Origin of the sequence: Roseateles sp., from assembly GCF_049240545.1 — a bacterium.
Lineage (GTDB): Bacteria > Pseudomonadota > Gammaproteobacteria > Burkholderiales > Burkholderiaceae_C > Paucibacter_A.
Genome location: NZ_JBMLSK010000139.1, coordinates 1 through 13,586, shown reverse-complemented (window position 1 = coordinate 13,586; position 13,586 = coordinate 1). Strand labels below are relative to the sequence as shown.

The window sequence follows — 13,586 nt, the reverse complement described above, 5'->3', positions numbered from 1 at the left end:
TGCGGTCGCCGAGCAGGGCGCCGCCGCTCTTGCGGCGCGAGGGGTCGATGGAGATGACGGCCACGCGCAGGCGGTCGTTTTGGTCCAGGCGCAGGCGGCGGATCAGCTCGTCGGTCAGGCTGGACTTGCCGGCGCCGCCGGTGCCGGTGATGCCCAGCACGGGCACTTTGATGCTCTTAGCTGCGGCTTGCAACTCGGCCACCAGCGCTGCATCGGCCTTGTCGTTTTCGAGCGCGGTGATCAGCTGCGCCAGTGCGCGCCAGGCGGCTTCGCCATGACCTTGCAGGCTGCTCAGCGACTTGGGCGCGTAGACGCTGAAGTCCTGGTCGGCCTTCATCACCATCTCGCCGATCATGCCTTGCAGGCCCATGCGCTGGCCGTCTTCGGGGCTGAAGATGCGCACGCCATGGTCGGCCAGATCGCGGATCTCGGCCGGCACGATCACGCCGCCGCCACCACCGAAGACCTGGATATGTTCGCCGCCGCGTTGCTTCAGCAACTCGACCATGTATTTGAAGTACTCGACATGGCCGCCCTGGTAGGAGCTGATCGCAATGCCTTGCGCGTCTTCTTGCAGGGCGGCGGTCACCACCTCATCGACCGAGCGGTTGTGGCCCAGGTGGATGACCTCGGCGCCCATGCCTTGCAGGATGCGGCGCATGATGTTGATGGCCGCATCGTGCCCGTCGAAGAGGCTGGCGGCCGTCACGAAGCGCACCTTGTGGGTGGGTCGGTAATTGGCCAGGGCTTTGGATTCGGCGGACAAGTCGGTCATCGAAGGTCTCCAGCGGCAGCCCACGGAAAGTGGCCGCCTTTTGTATCAGCAAAACTTCGCCGATTCTAGAGCTTGATTGACGTTTACGTAAACGTCATTGACCGATTCAAAACACAGCAGCGCTGTGGCTGCTGTGTTTGACTTTATGGGCTGTCTGAGCGCTTCAGAAGGTTTCCCAGTCGCCGTCATTGCCGCTCGCCTCTTTCGCCGCGCTGGGCTTTGGGCTAGGCGTCGGGCTGGGGGCGCGGGCTGGAGCATGCGTTGGGGCCTTGGCTTTTGTGGCCTGCACCGGTTTGGGCGCGGGCTTGAAGGCCGGCGAGGGCGCCTTTTTCTCCAGGGCCGCGGCCGGCCGCTTGTGGCTGCTTCCCGAACTGCCGCCGTAGCTCGCCCCTTGCAGCTTGAATTCGCTGACCAGCCCGGCCAGCTTGCTGGCCTGGTCGCGCAGGGACTCGGCCGCCGCTGCGCTTTCTTCCACCAAGGCGGCGTTTTGCTGCGTCATCTGGTCGAGTTGACCGACCGAGCCATTGACGCTGCTGATGCCCGAGCTTTGTTCGACGGTGCTGGCGCGGATCTCGCCAATGATGTCGGTGACCTTGCCGACGCTGGCGACGATCTCGTCCATGGTGCTGCCGGCGTCTTGCACCAACCGTGTGCCGGCCTCGACCTTGTCCACGCTGACGCCGATCAACGCCTTGATCTCCTTGGCGGCTTCGGCGGAACGTTGTGCCAGTGAGCGCACCTCGCTGGCCACCACCGCAAAGCCGCGGCCTTGCTCGCCGGCGCGTGCAGCTTCCACGGCGGCGTTCAGGGCCAGGATATTGGTCTGGAAGGCGATGCCATCAATCACGCCAATGATGTCGTTGATGCGCTTGGAGCTGCTGTTGATTTCCTCCATGGTGGCGACCACCTGGCCGACCACCTGGCCGCCGCGCTGGGCCACTTGGGCGGCGGTGCTGGCGAGTTGGTTGGCGGTGCTGGCGCTGTCGGCGCTCTGGTGTACCGCTCCGGTCAGCTGGCCAATGGCGCTGGCGGCTTGCTGCAGATTGGATGCGGTTTGTTCGGTGCGCTGGCTCAGATCCAAGTTGCCGGAGGCGATCTCGGTGCTGGCGGTCTGGATGCTGTCGGCGCTGCGGCGCACTTCGCCGACCACGCGGTTGAGCGCGTCTTGCATCGCGCCCAAGGCGGCTTGCATGGCGCCGATCTCGTCTTGGCGGTCATGCGCGATCGGGCTGCTGAAGTCGCCGCTGCCGATGCGTTCGGCTTGTTGGGCCAGCAGATGCAAGGGCTGGCTGATGGCCCTGACCAGAAAGCGGGTGGCAATGGCCAGGCCCAGCACGATGAAGCCCATCACCAAGGCCACCATCCAGACGGTTCGCATGCGCTCGGCGCCGGCGGCTTCCCGCAGGCGATCGGATTTGTCCAGTTGCAGCTTGATGAAGACTTGCTGCGCGTCCAAATAGGTCTTCAGTTGTGCACCGCTCTTGCCGGTGCTGTAGTCCTCATGGGCGCGCTTGATCTTGTCGAGCAGGGACTTCTCTTCGCTGTCGGTGCTGAGCGCTTCCAACTGCTTTTGCAGATCGGCGCTTTCGCTGGCATTGGCTTGCGCCTCGGCCTTGGCGGCTTCGGGCAAGCCGGTCTCGCCGGCGGCAGCCAGTCGGGCGCCCTGGGTCTCGACCAGGCCGCGCCAGCGCAAGGCCATCTCGATCTTGTGCTGTTGTTCATGTTGAGCGGCTTGGCCCTTGGCGATCAGGCCCTGGGTGCGGCTGGAAGCCACGGTGGTCATCAGCACCACAAAAATAGCCAGCACGATCACCGGCATCCACAGGCGGGCCGAAATGGAAAGAGACTTCATGGTGCAGAACTGTCCGAATGGTCGGGCTTGAAGCATTCGCTGTGCCACTTGTTGCCTCGCCTGCTGAGCAGGTCTGGGCCCGACGGATCTGTTGGACTCCCGTTGAGCCATATCGTCGCTTGGAAAGCGAGCCTGAGTGCCAATTCACTGCAAAAGAACTGTTAGGCTGGCAATAGTTGACAGCTTCTCCTTGATTTCATGAGCTTTCTGGCCATCGACATCGGCAACACCCGTCTTAAATGGGCGCTCTACGCTTCTCCGCAGCCCGGTGCGGTGCTCCTGGCCCATGGGGCGGTGTTTCTGGAGACCATCGATCAGTTGGCCGATGGCGACTGGCGGCACCTGCCCGAGCCGCACAGCGTCTTGGGCTGCAATGTGGCGGGCGATGCGGTGCGCCGCCGCGTGGAAGAGCAGTTGGAACTCTGGGATGTGGAGGCACGCTGGGTGGTGTCCAGCGGTCATGCGGGTGGCGTCACCAATGGCTATGACCATCCTGGCCGCTTGGGCGCGGACCGCTTTGTGGCCCTGGTCGGTGCGCGCTCGCATGTGATGGCGCGCTGCAAGGCGGGGATCTACGACAAGCCCCGCGCAGCCCTGGTGGTCATGATTGGCACGGCGGTGACGGTGGATGCGCTGGATGCCGAAGGTAAGTTCTTGGGCGGCATGATCATGCCGGGCCACGGCATCATGCTGCGCGCTCTGGAAGGCGGCACCGCGGGTCTGCGTGTGCCCACCGGCGAAGTCAGCGAGTTCCCGACCAACACCTCGGATGCGCTGACCAGCGGCGGCACTTATGCCATCACCGGCGCGATTGAGCGCATGCACCGGCATCTGAGCAAACGCTCGCAGGAAGTGCCGTTGACGCTGATGACCGGTGGCGCCGGCTGGAAAGTGGCGCCTACGCTAGAGATCGAGCATGAGCTGCTCGACTCCTTGATCTTCGACGGTATCTTGGCGCTGCAGTCGCACCGGCTGGCGCTTTAGTCTTCATTCGCGGCTGGATCTGATCTCTTTTTTCAGTTCGGCCAGCTCTTCATGCACCTTGCGCAACTGCGCATGCATATCGCGCAGGATGTCTTGCTCCATGCGGCGCTCGGACGATTCCACCCAGAAGGACGCGATGGCCGCTGTCACCAGGGACAGCACCGCATAGCCCAGCAAGACCACAAAGACGGAGAAAATCTTCGCGGCCGAGGTGGTGGGCACGATGTCCCCATAACCCACCGTCGCGGCGGTGGTGAAGGCCAGCCACAAGCCATCTCCCAGGGTTTTGACATTGGGCTCCAGCGCCCAGAAGCCGACGCCACAGAAGAACAACACCAGCATGGCCAGGGCCAGCAAATAGCCCAGGCTGCCGCGGGTGACCCAGAACTTGATGGCCCAGACCATGCGCACCAAGGTCAGCAAGGCGACGAACAAGCGCAGGCCCAAGGCCGTCTCGGAATGCAGGCTGGGTGGCAGCAAGGCGGCCGCCAGCAAACCGATGACCAGCAACAGGTCCATTGCATTGCTGCGTAGGTACTGCTGGGGGTGGCTGACCTGGCGCGCCACCAGGCCTAGCGACAGCACGATCAAGCCGGCCGCACCGAGGTAGATGCCCACCGCCAAAGGCGTGGGCAGGTTTTCCAGCAGCTCGATGTAGAAGGCCGGAATGGTGCACAGCAGACCGATCAGCACCGGCCAACGCCAGCGCCTTTCGGTCCGCAAGGCGGCCGCATTCATGGCCGGCGGGCGGGCCAGTCCCCAGGTGCGTGTGGTCAGGCGATGTGGCATGGGTGGCTAGCCTAGGGCCGGACCCTCGATGCAAGATTGACGTGCATCAAGGGTCTTGACCGGCCTGGCTGGCCGACTCAAAGAATGAAACGCGACAGGTCTTCGTTCTTCGCCAACTCACCCAGCTTGGCGTTGACCTCGCTGGCGCTGAGCGTGATGGTCTGGCCTTGCAGCTTGGGCGCATCGAAGCTGATCTCATCGAGCAGGCGCTCCATCACCGTGGCGAGGCGCCGCGCACCGATGTTTTCGGTGCGCTCGTTCACCTCGAAGGCGATCTCTGCCATGCGGCGGATGCCGTCGGCGCTGAACTCCAGCGTGACGCCTTCGGTGGCCAGCAAGGCCTGGTACTGCTTGACCAGGCTGGCATGGGTGCTGGTGAGGATGGCCTCAAAGTCATCGACAGACAGCGAACTCAGCTCCACCCGGATCGGGAAGCGCCCCTGCAACTCGGGAATCAGATCGCTGGGCTTGGCCAGGTGGAAGGCTCCCGAGGCGATGAAGAGCATATGGTCGGTCTTGACCATGCCGTACTTGGTGTTGACCGTGGTGCCTTCGACCAGCGGCAGCAGATCGCGCTGCACGCCCTGACGCGACACCTCAGCGGAGCCGGTCTCCGAGCGTGAACAGACCTTGTCGATTTCATCGATGAAGACGATGCCCATTTCTTGCGCGGCTTGCAAGGCGGTGGCCTTGATCTCGTCCTCATTGAGCAGCTTGGCGGCTTCTTCTTCCACCAAATGCTTCAAGGCCTCGGCAATGCTGAGCTTGCGGGTCTTTTTCTTGCCGCCGCCGATCTGCGAGAACATGTTTTTGAGCTGCTCGGCCATGTCCTCCATGCCGGGCTGGCCCATGGGCGTGAGGATCTCCATGCTGGGCTTGGCATCGAGCAGATCGAGTTCGATCTCTTTGTCGTTCATGCTGCCTTCGCGCAGGCGCTTGCGCATGATCTGGCGCGCGGTGTTTTCCGCGTCGCTGCCGGGCACCAGGATGTCCAGCACCCGGTCTTCGGCGGCGTCTTCGGCGCGCAGGCGTTGGCGTTTCATCTGCAACTCGCGCTCTTGCTTGACTGCCACATCGATCAGGTCGCGGATGATGGCGTCCACGTCTTTGCCGACATAGCCGACCTCGGTGAACTTGGTCGCTTCCACCTTGATGAAGGGCGCGCCGGCCAAGCGGGCCAGGCGGCGGGCGATCTCGGTCTTGCCGACGCCGGTGGGGCCGATCATCAAGATGTTCTTCGGCGTGATCTCGGCGCGCAGCTTGTCATCCACCTGCTGCCGACGCCAGCGGTTGCGCATGGCAATGGCGACCGCGCGCTTGGCGGCGTTCTGGCCAACGATGTGCTGATCCAGTTCGGAGACGATCTCCTGAGGGGTCATGCTGCTCATTCCAGCGTTTCCAGGGTGTGGTTGTGATTGGTATAGATGCACAGATCGCCGGCGATTTCCAGCGACTGTTTGACGATGTCGGCGGCGCTGAGCTCACTGTGTTTGAGCAGGGCGCGTGCGGCGGCTTGTGCATAGGCGCCACCGGAGCCGATGGCGGCAATGCCATGTTCGGGCTCCAGCACATCGCCATTGCCGGTGATGATCAGGGTGGCGCTGCGGTCGGCCACGATCAACATGGCCTCGAGCTTGCGTAGCACGCGGTCGGTGCGCCAGTCCTTGGTCAACTCGACGGCGGCGCGGGTCAGATGGCCCTGGTGCTTCTCGAGCTTGGCTTCAAAGCGCTCGAACAGGGTGAAGGCATCGGCGGTGGCACCGGCAAAACCGGCCAGCACCTGATCTCGGTGCAGCTTGCGCACCTTGCGCGCGCTGGCCTTGACGACGATCGTGCCCAGCGTGACCTGGCCATCGCCGCCGATCGCGACCTGATTGCCTTTGCGCACGCTGACGATGGTCGTGCCGTGAAAGAGGGGAGATTGTTGGTCCATAGCCGCTCCATCTGAGGCCAAAGACCTGAACTTCAAGCGCAGTGAGTCGCGCTGCGTGAGTCCTCAGACCTGGCGAACCTTGATCTTGGCATGCTCATTGATGCCCATGGCCACAAAGAACAAGGCCACCAGGCGGTGCGCCTCGCTGAAGGTAACGCTGCGGTTCTCGCCGCGCCGGCTCAAGACCCAGTTCAGCAGGTCGCCGGCGGCCATGAAGTCGAGGCGGATCAGCTTGGGGCAGTTCACGGTGATGGCGGTGGCGTTGCCGACTTCCGCCGTCATCTGGCTCAGCCGCTCCGAGATATCGCCGCTGAGCTGCCCGCTTAGATCCAGCGTCACACTGGATTCTGGTGCGCCGTTCTCTGTGATCTGCGACTCCAAGAAACTGGTTGATTGCTCCATGGTCATGGAGTTGGTCGCAGGGCCTAGGGTGCTGGTGCCGGCGCTGCCCAAGCGAACGCGGCATTGGCTGCGCTCCCAGCTGGGGGGCGACACCTCATAGGTGACGCAGTAGTCAATGGCAATCTCGTCGAATTGATCGGGGCGATTGATCAGACGCAGCGCCTCCAAGCGCAGCATCCACAAGGCTGGGTCCACATCGCGCATGCCCACCGGCGCCAGTTCGCCCAGCAGTTGCAGCAAATGGTCGCCACCGATCCAGCGCATATCGATCGGCTGACCCGACCAGTTGCGGAACAAGCCGCGCAGGACGGCGCAAGCTTCGGGCTCGAGTTGGCGCAGCGCGGACCAATCGAGCACCCAGGGCATGGGCAGGTTTTGGCAGCGAGCGCTCAAGCGCTGCACGCTTTCAGGGGTCAAGGTCTCCGGGGCGGCCCAGCTGATGCCAGCAGGCTTGCCCATTGGCGCGCGTACCGACTTGGCGGCATCGGCCAGCATCTTGGGCATCGAATACCACTGTGGAGCCGACAGGCCAAACAGCTGTGAATACTCCACGGCCAGGGTTTCGAACTTGGCCGCCTGACCGGTGGCCCGAAACAGATCGAACATCACCAGCCAGGTTTCCCCCTGCAGATTGCGTGGACCTCCCGGGCGGATCAGCTCATGGATGCTGCGTTCACAGCTGTCATGGTCGGCGTTGGCAAAAGCAATCACCGCTTCATCCAGCTCCGGGTCGTGCACCATCTCGCGCAACTCGGCCACCGGGGCGCGTTGCGCGATGCTGAAGCTCAGCGGCATGTCTAGTGGAGGGAGTTCGCGTGCCGACGGGGGCTCGGGCAGCGTGGGGAGCACGCTGGGCTTGGCATCGGACAACGGCGACATGCCGGCGCCCATCACCACGGCGGCGGCTGGCGGCACCGATTCCAGGCGCTCCAGTTCCTCGGCGGAAGCGAACTCGCTGACCCGACCGGTGGGTGAGTTGGCCAACACCGTCGGTGCAGCCGCGTCGGTGGTCGTGGTTGCTGCAAAGTGCTGCTGCCGGGTGCTGGTCTCAAAGAAGCCAGGCGGATGTTTGGGCTGCGCTTGCGTGGTGGGGAAATGTTCGCCCGCCATTTGCTGTTCGATCTCGTCGATCTTGGCCTTCACGCCCAGATCAATCTTGGAGTTCAGCTCGCTGATACGGTCTACATCGTCCAGGCGTGAAGACGCGGCCGAGCCCAGGGCTGCCAATTGCTCGGGCGTGAGGCCTTCGCGGCGGATGCGGCGCAGCATATCGAGCTCGCGTTTGCGCACAAAGTCGTTGCGGCGCTTGCGGTCGACCATGGCGCGCAGTTCGGCCTTGGCCTGATCCCCCTCGGGGTCATCTTGGCGGGAATTGATTTCGGCCCAATCGGTGGTTGGGTTGGCCACAAAGCGCGCGACCTTGCGGAAGAAGCTCTCGCCGTCTTTCGGTTCTGTCATGCGCGCTGGACCTGTCGTGAATCGGGTAAACGTTCAGTCTTGGCAGTTCGTTTCAAGCCTTGAGCTGCAAGCCGGGCCGCGGGTGAACTGCGGCCACCGGCTGGGCAGATCTCAGTCCCCAAACATCTTTTGCTTCATCTCGCGACGTTGCTGGGCTTCCAGCGACAGCGAGGCGGTTGGGCGGGCGATCAAGCGACCCAGGCCGATGGGCTCGCCGGTTTCGTCGCAATAGCCGTATTCGCCGTTGTCCAGGCGCGCCAGCGATTGGATGATCTTTTTCAGCAGCTTGCGCTCGCGGTCGCGGGTGCGCAGCTCCAGGGCGTGCTCTTCTTCGATGGTGGCGCGGTCGGCCGGGTCGGGCACGATGGAGGTGTCTTCACGCAAATGCTCGGTGGTTTCACCGGCATTCGACAAGACGCCGTTTTTCAGCTCGGTCAGCTTGGCGCGGAAGAATTCGATCTGCTTGGCGCCCATGTACTCCGTTTCGGGCATGGCCAGCACTTCGGCATCGGTCAGCTCGTGGCCGGGCTTGGTCTTCCAAGCATTGGCCAGTTTCGGGTCGGACTTGGCGGCTTTATTGCCGTTTTGAGGGCTTTCAATCACGGGGCTGTTCATTTGTCGCGTTGGCGGCTTCGGAGGGGCGAATCGGTCAGCGAAGCGGCTGGTTCCGGTCGGTGTGGGGCTGGCTTCGAGCGTGGCAAGCCCGACCTCGGCATCTGCCTTGGACTTGGAAGCCGCCTTGGCCGTGGTTTTGGCTGCAGACTTCTCAGCGGCGTCGGATTTCGAGGCCTCTGGGCTTGTCGGAAGGGCGGTTTTCGGGGCCTGGGTCTTGTTCACGTTGCTCTCCTCGCTCTGGCAGTTCTTATGTCTCTGTCAGGCTAGATTTCAGTCGGGACCAGCTAGTTCTCGCACTTTAGGCGCCGCGGATTGTAGCCACGTTCATTGAGCGCCTAAATCTTGCTTGAATGACGATTTTTTCTGCCTGTCACTTCAGGCCAAACAGCCTTCCATGCCTTGCAAGAGGATCTCTTTGGGAAGGTCGATGCCGATGAAAACCATTTTGCTCGTCTTTTTCTCGCCCGGCATCCATTTCGGCCCCAAGTCTGAACCCATCAGCTGGTGCACGCCCTGGAAAATCACACGTTTGTCGGTGCCTTTCATATAGAGCACGCCTTTGTAACGCAGCATTTTGGGTCCGTAGACCTGCACGATGGCGCCGAGGAAGTCCTCCAGCTTGGCGGGGTTGAAGGGCCGCTCTGACTTGAAGACGAAGGACTTCACATCGTCGTCATGCACATGGTGGTGCGGGTGATTGCAGTGCTCGCCGTGCTCATGATCGTGGTCATGGTCGTGATCATGCGCGTCGGCGTTCAGGAAGTCGGGGTCGATTTCCAGCTTGGCGTTCAGGTTGAAGCCGCGCAGATCAAAGATCTTGGCCAAGGCCACTTCACCAAAATGAGCCACTTGCTGTGGCGCACGCGGGTTCATGTGCTTGAGGCGGTGTGCCAGCGCATCGACCTTGGCGGGCTCGACCAGATCGGCCTTGCTGATGAAGATTTGGTCGGCAAAGCCGACTTGGCGGCGTGCCTCCTGGCGGGTGTTCAGCTGTTCTTCGGCATGCACTGCGTCGACCAGGGTCAAGATCGAGTCCAAAAGGTAGCTTTCGGCGATCTCATCGTCCATGAAGAAGGTTTGCGCCACGGGGCCGGGGTCGGCCACGCCGGTGGTTTCAATCACCACCCGGTCGAACTTCAGCTCGCCCTTGCGGCGCTTGGTGGCCAGGTCGGACAAGGTGGTGCGGAGGTCTTCGCGGATGGTGCAGCAGACGCAGCCATTGTTCATTTGGATGATCTGCTCTTCGGTGTCGGCGACCAAGATGTCGGTGTCGATGTCTTCCTCGCCGAACTCGTTTTCGATCACGGCGATCTTTTGGCCGTGGGCCTCGGTCAGCACCCGTTTGAGCAGCGTCGTTTTGCCGGAACCGAGAAAGCCCGTCAGGATGGTGACGGGGATGAGGCCTTTTTGTTCGTTTGACATGATGGTCAGGTGCCGAGGCACAGAGAGAAGCACAGAGAAATCCAGCCCCTGATATGGGGGCGGGTGACTGTCCTGCAAGAGAGCGGTCATGTCAATCGGTTATTCTGCAGGCCTGTGCAACTACGACACGAAGTTCCTGTGTCTGAACCTCATCCTAGTCGGCCCTCTCATCGAGGGGGCCACAAACAAGCCGCTGAACCGCGTGGTCTGCTAGACCGGATGCTGGAATTCCTGCATCCCGGCCCCGACTCCAAAAGCGAGCTGATTGAAACCTTGGCCTCGGCCGAACAGCGTGAGCTGATTGAGCCTGAATCGCGCCAGATGCTCGAAGGCGTGCTGCGCATGGCCGAGATGAGCGCCGGCGACGTGATGGTGGCCGCGCCGCGCATGGACCTGTTGGATATCGACGCACCCTACGAGGCGTTGCTGTCCCAGGTGATTGATGCGGGCCATTCGCGCTTTCCGGTCTTTGACGGCCAGCGTGACAACATCATCGGCATTTTGCTGGCCAAAGACCTGCTGAAGATCCAGCGCGCACCCGAGTTGAACCTGCGTGCCTTGTTGCGCCCGACCGTGTTTGTGCCCGAAAGCAAGGGTCTGAATGAGTTGCTCCGTGACTTCCGCTCGAATCGCAACCATCTGGCCATCGTCATCGACGAGTTCGGCAACACCGCCGGCTTGATCACCATCGAGGACGTGCTGGAGGAAATCGTCGGCGAGATCGAGGACGAGTTTGACGACAAAGACGGCGAGTCCAGCATCTACACCTTGGCCGATGGCAGCCAGCGGGTGGCTGGGGACACGCCGATTGCGACCGTCAACCAGGCCTTCGCTATCGAGTTCCCTGAGGATGAGTTCGACACCATCGGCGGCTTGATTGCGCAAGAACATGGTCGCGTGCCGCGCCGCGGTGAGGTGGTGGAAGTGGGAGGCTTGCGCTTTTCGGTGATGCTGACTCGCGGCGGTGCGGTGCGTTGGTTCAAGGTCACCCGAGCCGAGACACCCTCCGACTGATGCGGGGCCGACTTGCCGCCGGGCTGGCCTTGCTGGCCGGCTTTTTGCACACCGCCTCTTTTTCCCCCACTGAGTTTTGGTGGCTGCAGCCTTTGGCGCTGGCGCTGTTGGCGCGCGTCACCTGGTCGGCCTCGGCCAAGCAAGCGGCCTGGCGCGGCGGCCTGTTTGGCTTTGCCTGGCTGGGCTCGGGCGTGTGGTGGATTCATGTCAGCCTGCACCAGTTTGGGCATATTCCCTGGCTGCTGGCGGCGCTGGCGATTGCGCTCTTGTCGGCCTTTTTGGCTTGCTATTACGCCGTGGCGATGGCGCTGGCCGCTTACCTGCGCGGCAAATCTGATTACCGCGGCGTTTCTTGGCTGATTTGGCCGGGCTGCTTTTTGGGCGGCGAGTTGCTGCGCGCCGGACTGATGACCGGCTTTCCCTGGATTCTTGGCGGCTATGCCCACACGGTTGGGCCCTTGGCTTCTTGGGCGCCTTGGATCGGGGTGTATGGCATCACGGCCTTGGCCGCCGCATTGGCCATGGCCTTGGCGGGCTTGAGCCTTCGACGCTGGCGCCCGGCTTTGGGTATGGCGGTGCTGATCGGTCTGGGGCTGCTTTTGCCGCAAGACTTCACCCAAAGCACAGGCTTGCTGCGGGTTTCACTGTTGCAACCCAATGTGCCGCAAGACCAAAAATTTGACCGCGATCTGATCGAGGCCAACCTGGATCGATTGGCCACCTTGATCGAGTCTGCCAAAGGCCAGGTGGTGTTGACGCCGGAGTCCGTGGTGCCCTTGCCACTCAACTATTTGGATGAAGCCTATCTGCAGCGCTTGCAAACCAGCGCGGCCCAGCGCCCCTTGTTGCTGGGCGTGTTCATTGGCAATGAGCGGGACGGGTTCGTCAATTCCCTGGTCAGCTTCGGCGGCAACGGGCCTTACGACTACGGCAAGCGCCATTTGCTGCCTTTTGGCGAGTTCATACCGCCCGGCTTCCATTGGTTTGTGCGCGCCATGCAAATTCCCATGGACGACCAGGGGCGCGGCCAGCATCAACGCAGCTTCCCGGTGGCCGGCCAGCGTTTGCGCCCTTTGATTTGCTATGAAGACCTGTTTGGCGAAGACATTGTGGACAGCGTCAATGGCAGCGAGTCGGCGACGGTGTTTTTCAACGCCAGCAATCTGGCCTGGTTCGGCACGCTGATGGTGCAGGACCAGCATCTGCAGTTCTCGCAGATGCGTGCGCTGGAGTTTCAGCGTCCCTTTGTGCGCTCGACCAATACCGGCGCCACGGCCGTGCTGGACCACCATGGCCGCGTCACAGCTCGCTTGGCGCCTGCTACCACTGGCGTCTTGGAGGCCGAGGTCGAAGGGCGCAGCGGCAGCACCCCTTATGCACGCTGGCTGCAGACCTTTCGGCTCTGGCCGTTTTACGTGGCTTTGGCCTTGCTGCTGGGCTTTGCCGGCTGGCGTCGGCGCGCCTCGTAGAATCGGGCGCAGTTTCTAGTGGTCGGCCTGACTTGGCGCGGCCGCTTTCCTCAATGTTTGGCTTTTCACCATCACGCCCATGCTGAGTTTCCAGCAAATCATTCTGACCCTGCAGGACTACTGGTCCAAGCAGGGCTGCGCGCTCCTCCAGCCTTACGACATGGAAGTGGGTGCCGGCACCAGCCACACGGCCACCTTCCTGCGCGCCCTCGGCCCCGAGCCCTGGAAGGCCGCCTACGTCCAGCCCAGCCGCCGCCCCAAGGACGGCCGCTACGGCGAGAACCCGAATCGCCTGCAGCATTACTACCAATACCAGGTCGTGCTCAAGCCCGCGCCGGCCAACATCCTGGAGCTCTACCTCGGTTCGCTCGAAGCCCTGGGCTTTGATCTGAAGAAGAACGATGTGCGCTTCGTTGAGGACGATTGGGAAAACCCCACCCTCGGTTGCTGGGGCCTGGGCTGGGAGGTCTGGCTGAACGGCATGGAAGTGACCCAGTTCACCTACTTCCAGCAGGTCGGCGGCATCGACTGCAAGCCCATCACCGGCGAGATCACTTACGGCCTGGAACGGCTGGCCATGTATCTGCAGGGCGTGGAGTCGGTCTACGACCTGGTCTATGTCGAAGGCAAGGACGGCGCGCCCGACATCAAGTACGGCGATGTCTTCCACCAGAACGAGGTCGAACAGTCGACCTACAACTTCGAACACAGTGACGTCGAGTTCCTGCTGACCGCTTTTGCCGCGCACGAGAAGCAGTCCAAGCACCTGATGGAGCAGCAGCTGGCCCTGCCCGCCTACGAGCAACTGCTCAAGGCCGGCCACAGCTTCAACCTGCTGGACGCCCGCGGCGCCATCAGCGTGACCGAGCGCGC

12 protein-coding genes are annotated in these 13,586 nt (G+C 62.5%); 4 read left to right on the top strand and 8 right to left on the bottom strand.

Annotation, left to right across the window (positions count from 1 at the left end; all coding sequences use genetic code 11):
- The coding region (locus ACOVRJ_RS09320) for a cobalamin-dependent protein (protein WP_422043581.1) at nt 1–775 on the bottom strand (775 nt) is incomplete at its 3' end.
- A gap of 163 nt (nt 776–938) precedes the next feature.
- The gene (locus tag ACOVRJ_RS09315) at nt 939–2,627 is read right to left on the bottom strand and encodes a methyl-accepting chemotaxis protein (protein ID WP_422043580.1); all 1,689 of its coding nucleotides are present in this window, start codon (nt 2,625–2,627) and stop codon (nt 939–941) included.
- Nucleotides 2,628–2,825: 198 nt separating this feature from the next.
- Between ACOVRJ_RS09315 and ACOVRJ_RS09310 the strand changes: the two genes are divergently transcribed.
- Nucleotides 2,826–3,611: a type III pantothenate kinase gene (locus ACOVRJ_RS09310; protein WP_422043579.1), complete on the top strand. Its 786-nt coding sequence runs from the start codon at nt 2,826–2,828 to the stop codon at nt 3,609–3,611.
- A 3-nt stretch (nt 3,612–3,614) separates the two neighbouring features.
- Here the strand turns inward: ACOVRJ_RS09310 and ACOVRJ_RS09305 are convergent, their stop codons facing one another.
- The 6 genes from ACOVRJ_RS09305 to ACOVRJ_RS09280 all read right to left on the bottom strand — a co-directional run bounded on the left by ACOVRJ_RS09305 (nt 3,615) and on the right by ACOVRJ_RS09280 (nt 10,230).
- Nucleotides 3,615–4,400 (bottom strand): ion channel, encoded by a 786-nt coding sequence (locus tag ACOVRJ_RS09305; RefSeq protein WP_422043578.1) that lies wholly within the window; start codon nt 4,398–4,400, stop codon nt 3,615–3,617.
- A gap of 77 nt (nt 4,401–4,477) precedes the next feature.
- Nucleotides 4,478–5,788 carry an ATP-dependent protease ATPase subunit HslU gene (gene hslU, locus ACOVRJ_RS09300; RefSeq protein ID WP_422043577.1) on the bottom strand — a complete coding sequence of 437 codons (1,311 nt, stop codon included), beginning with the start codon at nt 5,786–5,788 and terminating at the stop codon, nt 4,478–4,480.
- Nucleotides 5,785–6,333 carry an ATP-dependent protease subunit HslV gene (gene hslV, locus ACOVRJ_RS09295; protein ID WP_422043576.1) on the bottom strand — a complete coding sequence of 183 codons (549 nt, stop codon included), beginning with the start codon at nt 6,331–6,333 and terminating at the stop codon, nt 5,785–5,787. The genes hslU and hslV overlap by 4 nt, the downstream gene beginning before the upstream one ends.
- A gap of 63 nt (nt 6,334–6,396) precedes the next feature.
- Nucleotides 6,397–8,193 (bottom strand): hypothetical protein, encoded by a 1,797-nt coding sequence (locus ACOVRJ_RS09290; protein ID WP_422043575.1) that lies wholly within the window; start codon nt 8,191–8,193, stop codon nt 6,397–6,399.
- A 111-nt stretch (nt 8,194–8,304) separates the two neighbouring features.
- Complete coding sequence (dksA, locus tag ACOVRJ_RS09285) at nt 8,305–9,030, bottom strand: RNA polymerase-binding protein DksA (protein ID WP_422043574.1); 726 nt, start codon at nt 9,028–9,030, stop codon at nt 8,305–8,307.
- 153 nt (nt 9,031–9,183) lie between these two features.
- The gene (locus tag ACOVRJ_RS09280) at nt 9,184–10,230 is read right to left on the bottom strand and encodes a CobW family GTP-binding protein (RefSeq protein WP_422043573.1); all 1,047 of its coding nucleotides are present in this window, start codon (nt 10,228–10,230) and stop codon (nt 9,184–9,186) included.
- Between the two features lie 138 nt (nt 10,231–10,368).
- Here ACOVRJ_RS09280 and ACOVRJ_RS09275 point away from each other — a divergent pair, with 138 nt between their 5' ends.
- From ACOVRJ_RS09275 to glyQ, 3 genes are all read left to right on the top strand, one after another.
- Nucleotides 10,369–11,244 carry an HlyC/CorC family transporter gene (locus tag ACOVRJ_RS09275; RefSeq protein ID WP_422043572.1) on the top strand — a complete coding sequence of 292 codons (876 nt, stop codon included), beginning with the start codon at nt 10,369–10,371 and terminating at the stop codon, nt 11,242–11,244.
- A complete protein-coding gene (gene lnt / locus ACOVRJ_RS09270) occupies nt 11,244–12,713 on the top strand; it encodes an apolipoprotein N-acyltransferase (RefSeq protein ID WP_422043571.1) in 1,470 nt (489 codons plus the stop codon). The genes ACOVRJ_RS09275 and lnt overlap by 1 nt, the downstream gene beginning before the upstream one ends.
- Before the next feature lie 79 nt (nt 12,714–12,792).
- A partial coding sequence (gene glyQ, locus ACOVRJ_RS09265) for a glycine--tRNA ligase subunit alpha (RefSeq protein WP_422043570.1) occupies nt 12,793–13,586 on the top strand: 794 nt, incomplete at its 3' end.

Bases quoted from the DNA above. Each gene is read 5' to 3' on its own strand.
- ACOVRJ_RS09315 (WP_422043580.1), bottom strand. From the start codon at position 2,627: ATGAAGTCTCTTTCCATTTCGGCCCGCCTGTGGATGCCGGTGATCGTG.
- ACOVRJ_RS09310 (WP_422043579.1), top strand. From the start codon at position 2,826: ATGAGCTTTCTGGCCATCGACATCGGCAACACCCGTCTTAAATGGGCG.
- ACOVRJ_RS09305 (WP_422043578.1), bottom strand. From the start codon at position 4,400: ATGCCACATCGCCTGACCACACGCACCTGGGGACTGGCCCGCCCGCCG.
- hslU (WP_422043577.1), bottom strand. From the start codon at position 5,788: ATGAGCAGCATGACCCCTCAGGAGATCGTCTCCGAACTGGATCAGCAC.
- hslV (WP_422043576.1), bottom strand. From the start codon at position 6,333: ATGGACCAACAATCTCCCCTCTTTCACGGCACGACCATCGTCAGCGTG.
- ACOVRJ_RS09290 (WP_422043575.1), bottom strand. From the start codon at position 8,193: ATGACAGAACCGAAAGACGGCGAGAGCTTCTTCCGCAAGGTCGCGCGC.
- ACOVRJ_RS09280 (WP_422043573.1), bottom strand. From the start codon at position 10,230: ATGTCAAACGAACAAAAAGGCCTCATCCCCGTCACCATCCTGACGGGC.
- lnt (WP_422043571.1), top strand. From the start codon at position 11,244: ATGCGGGGCCGACTTGCCGCCGGGCTGGCCTTGCTGGCCGGCTTTTTG.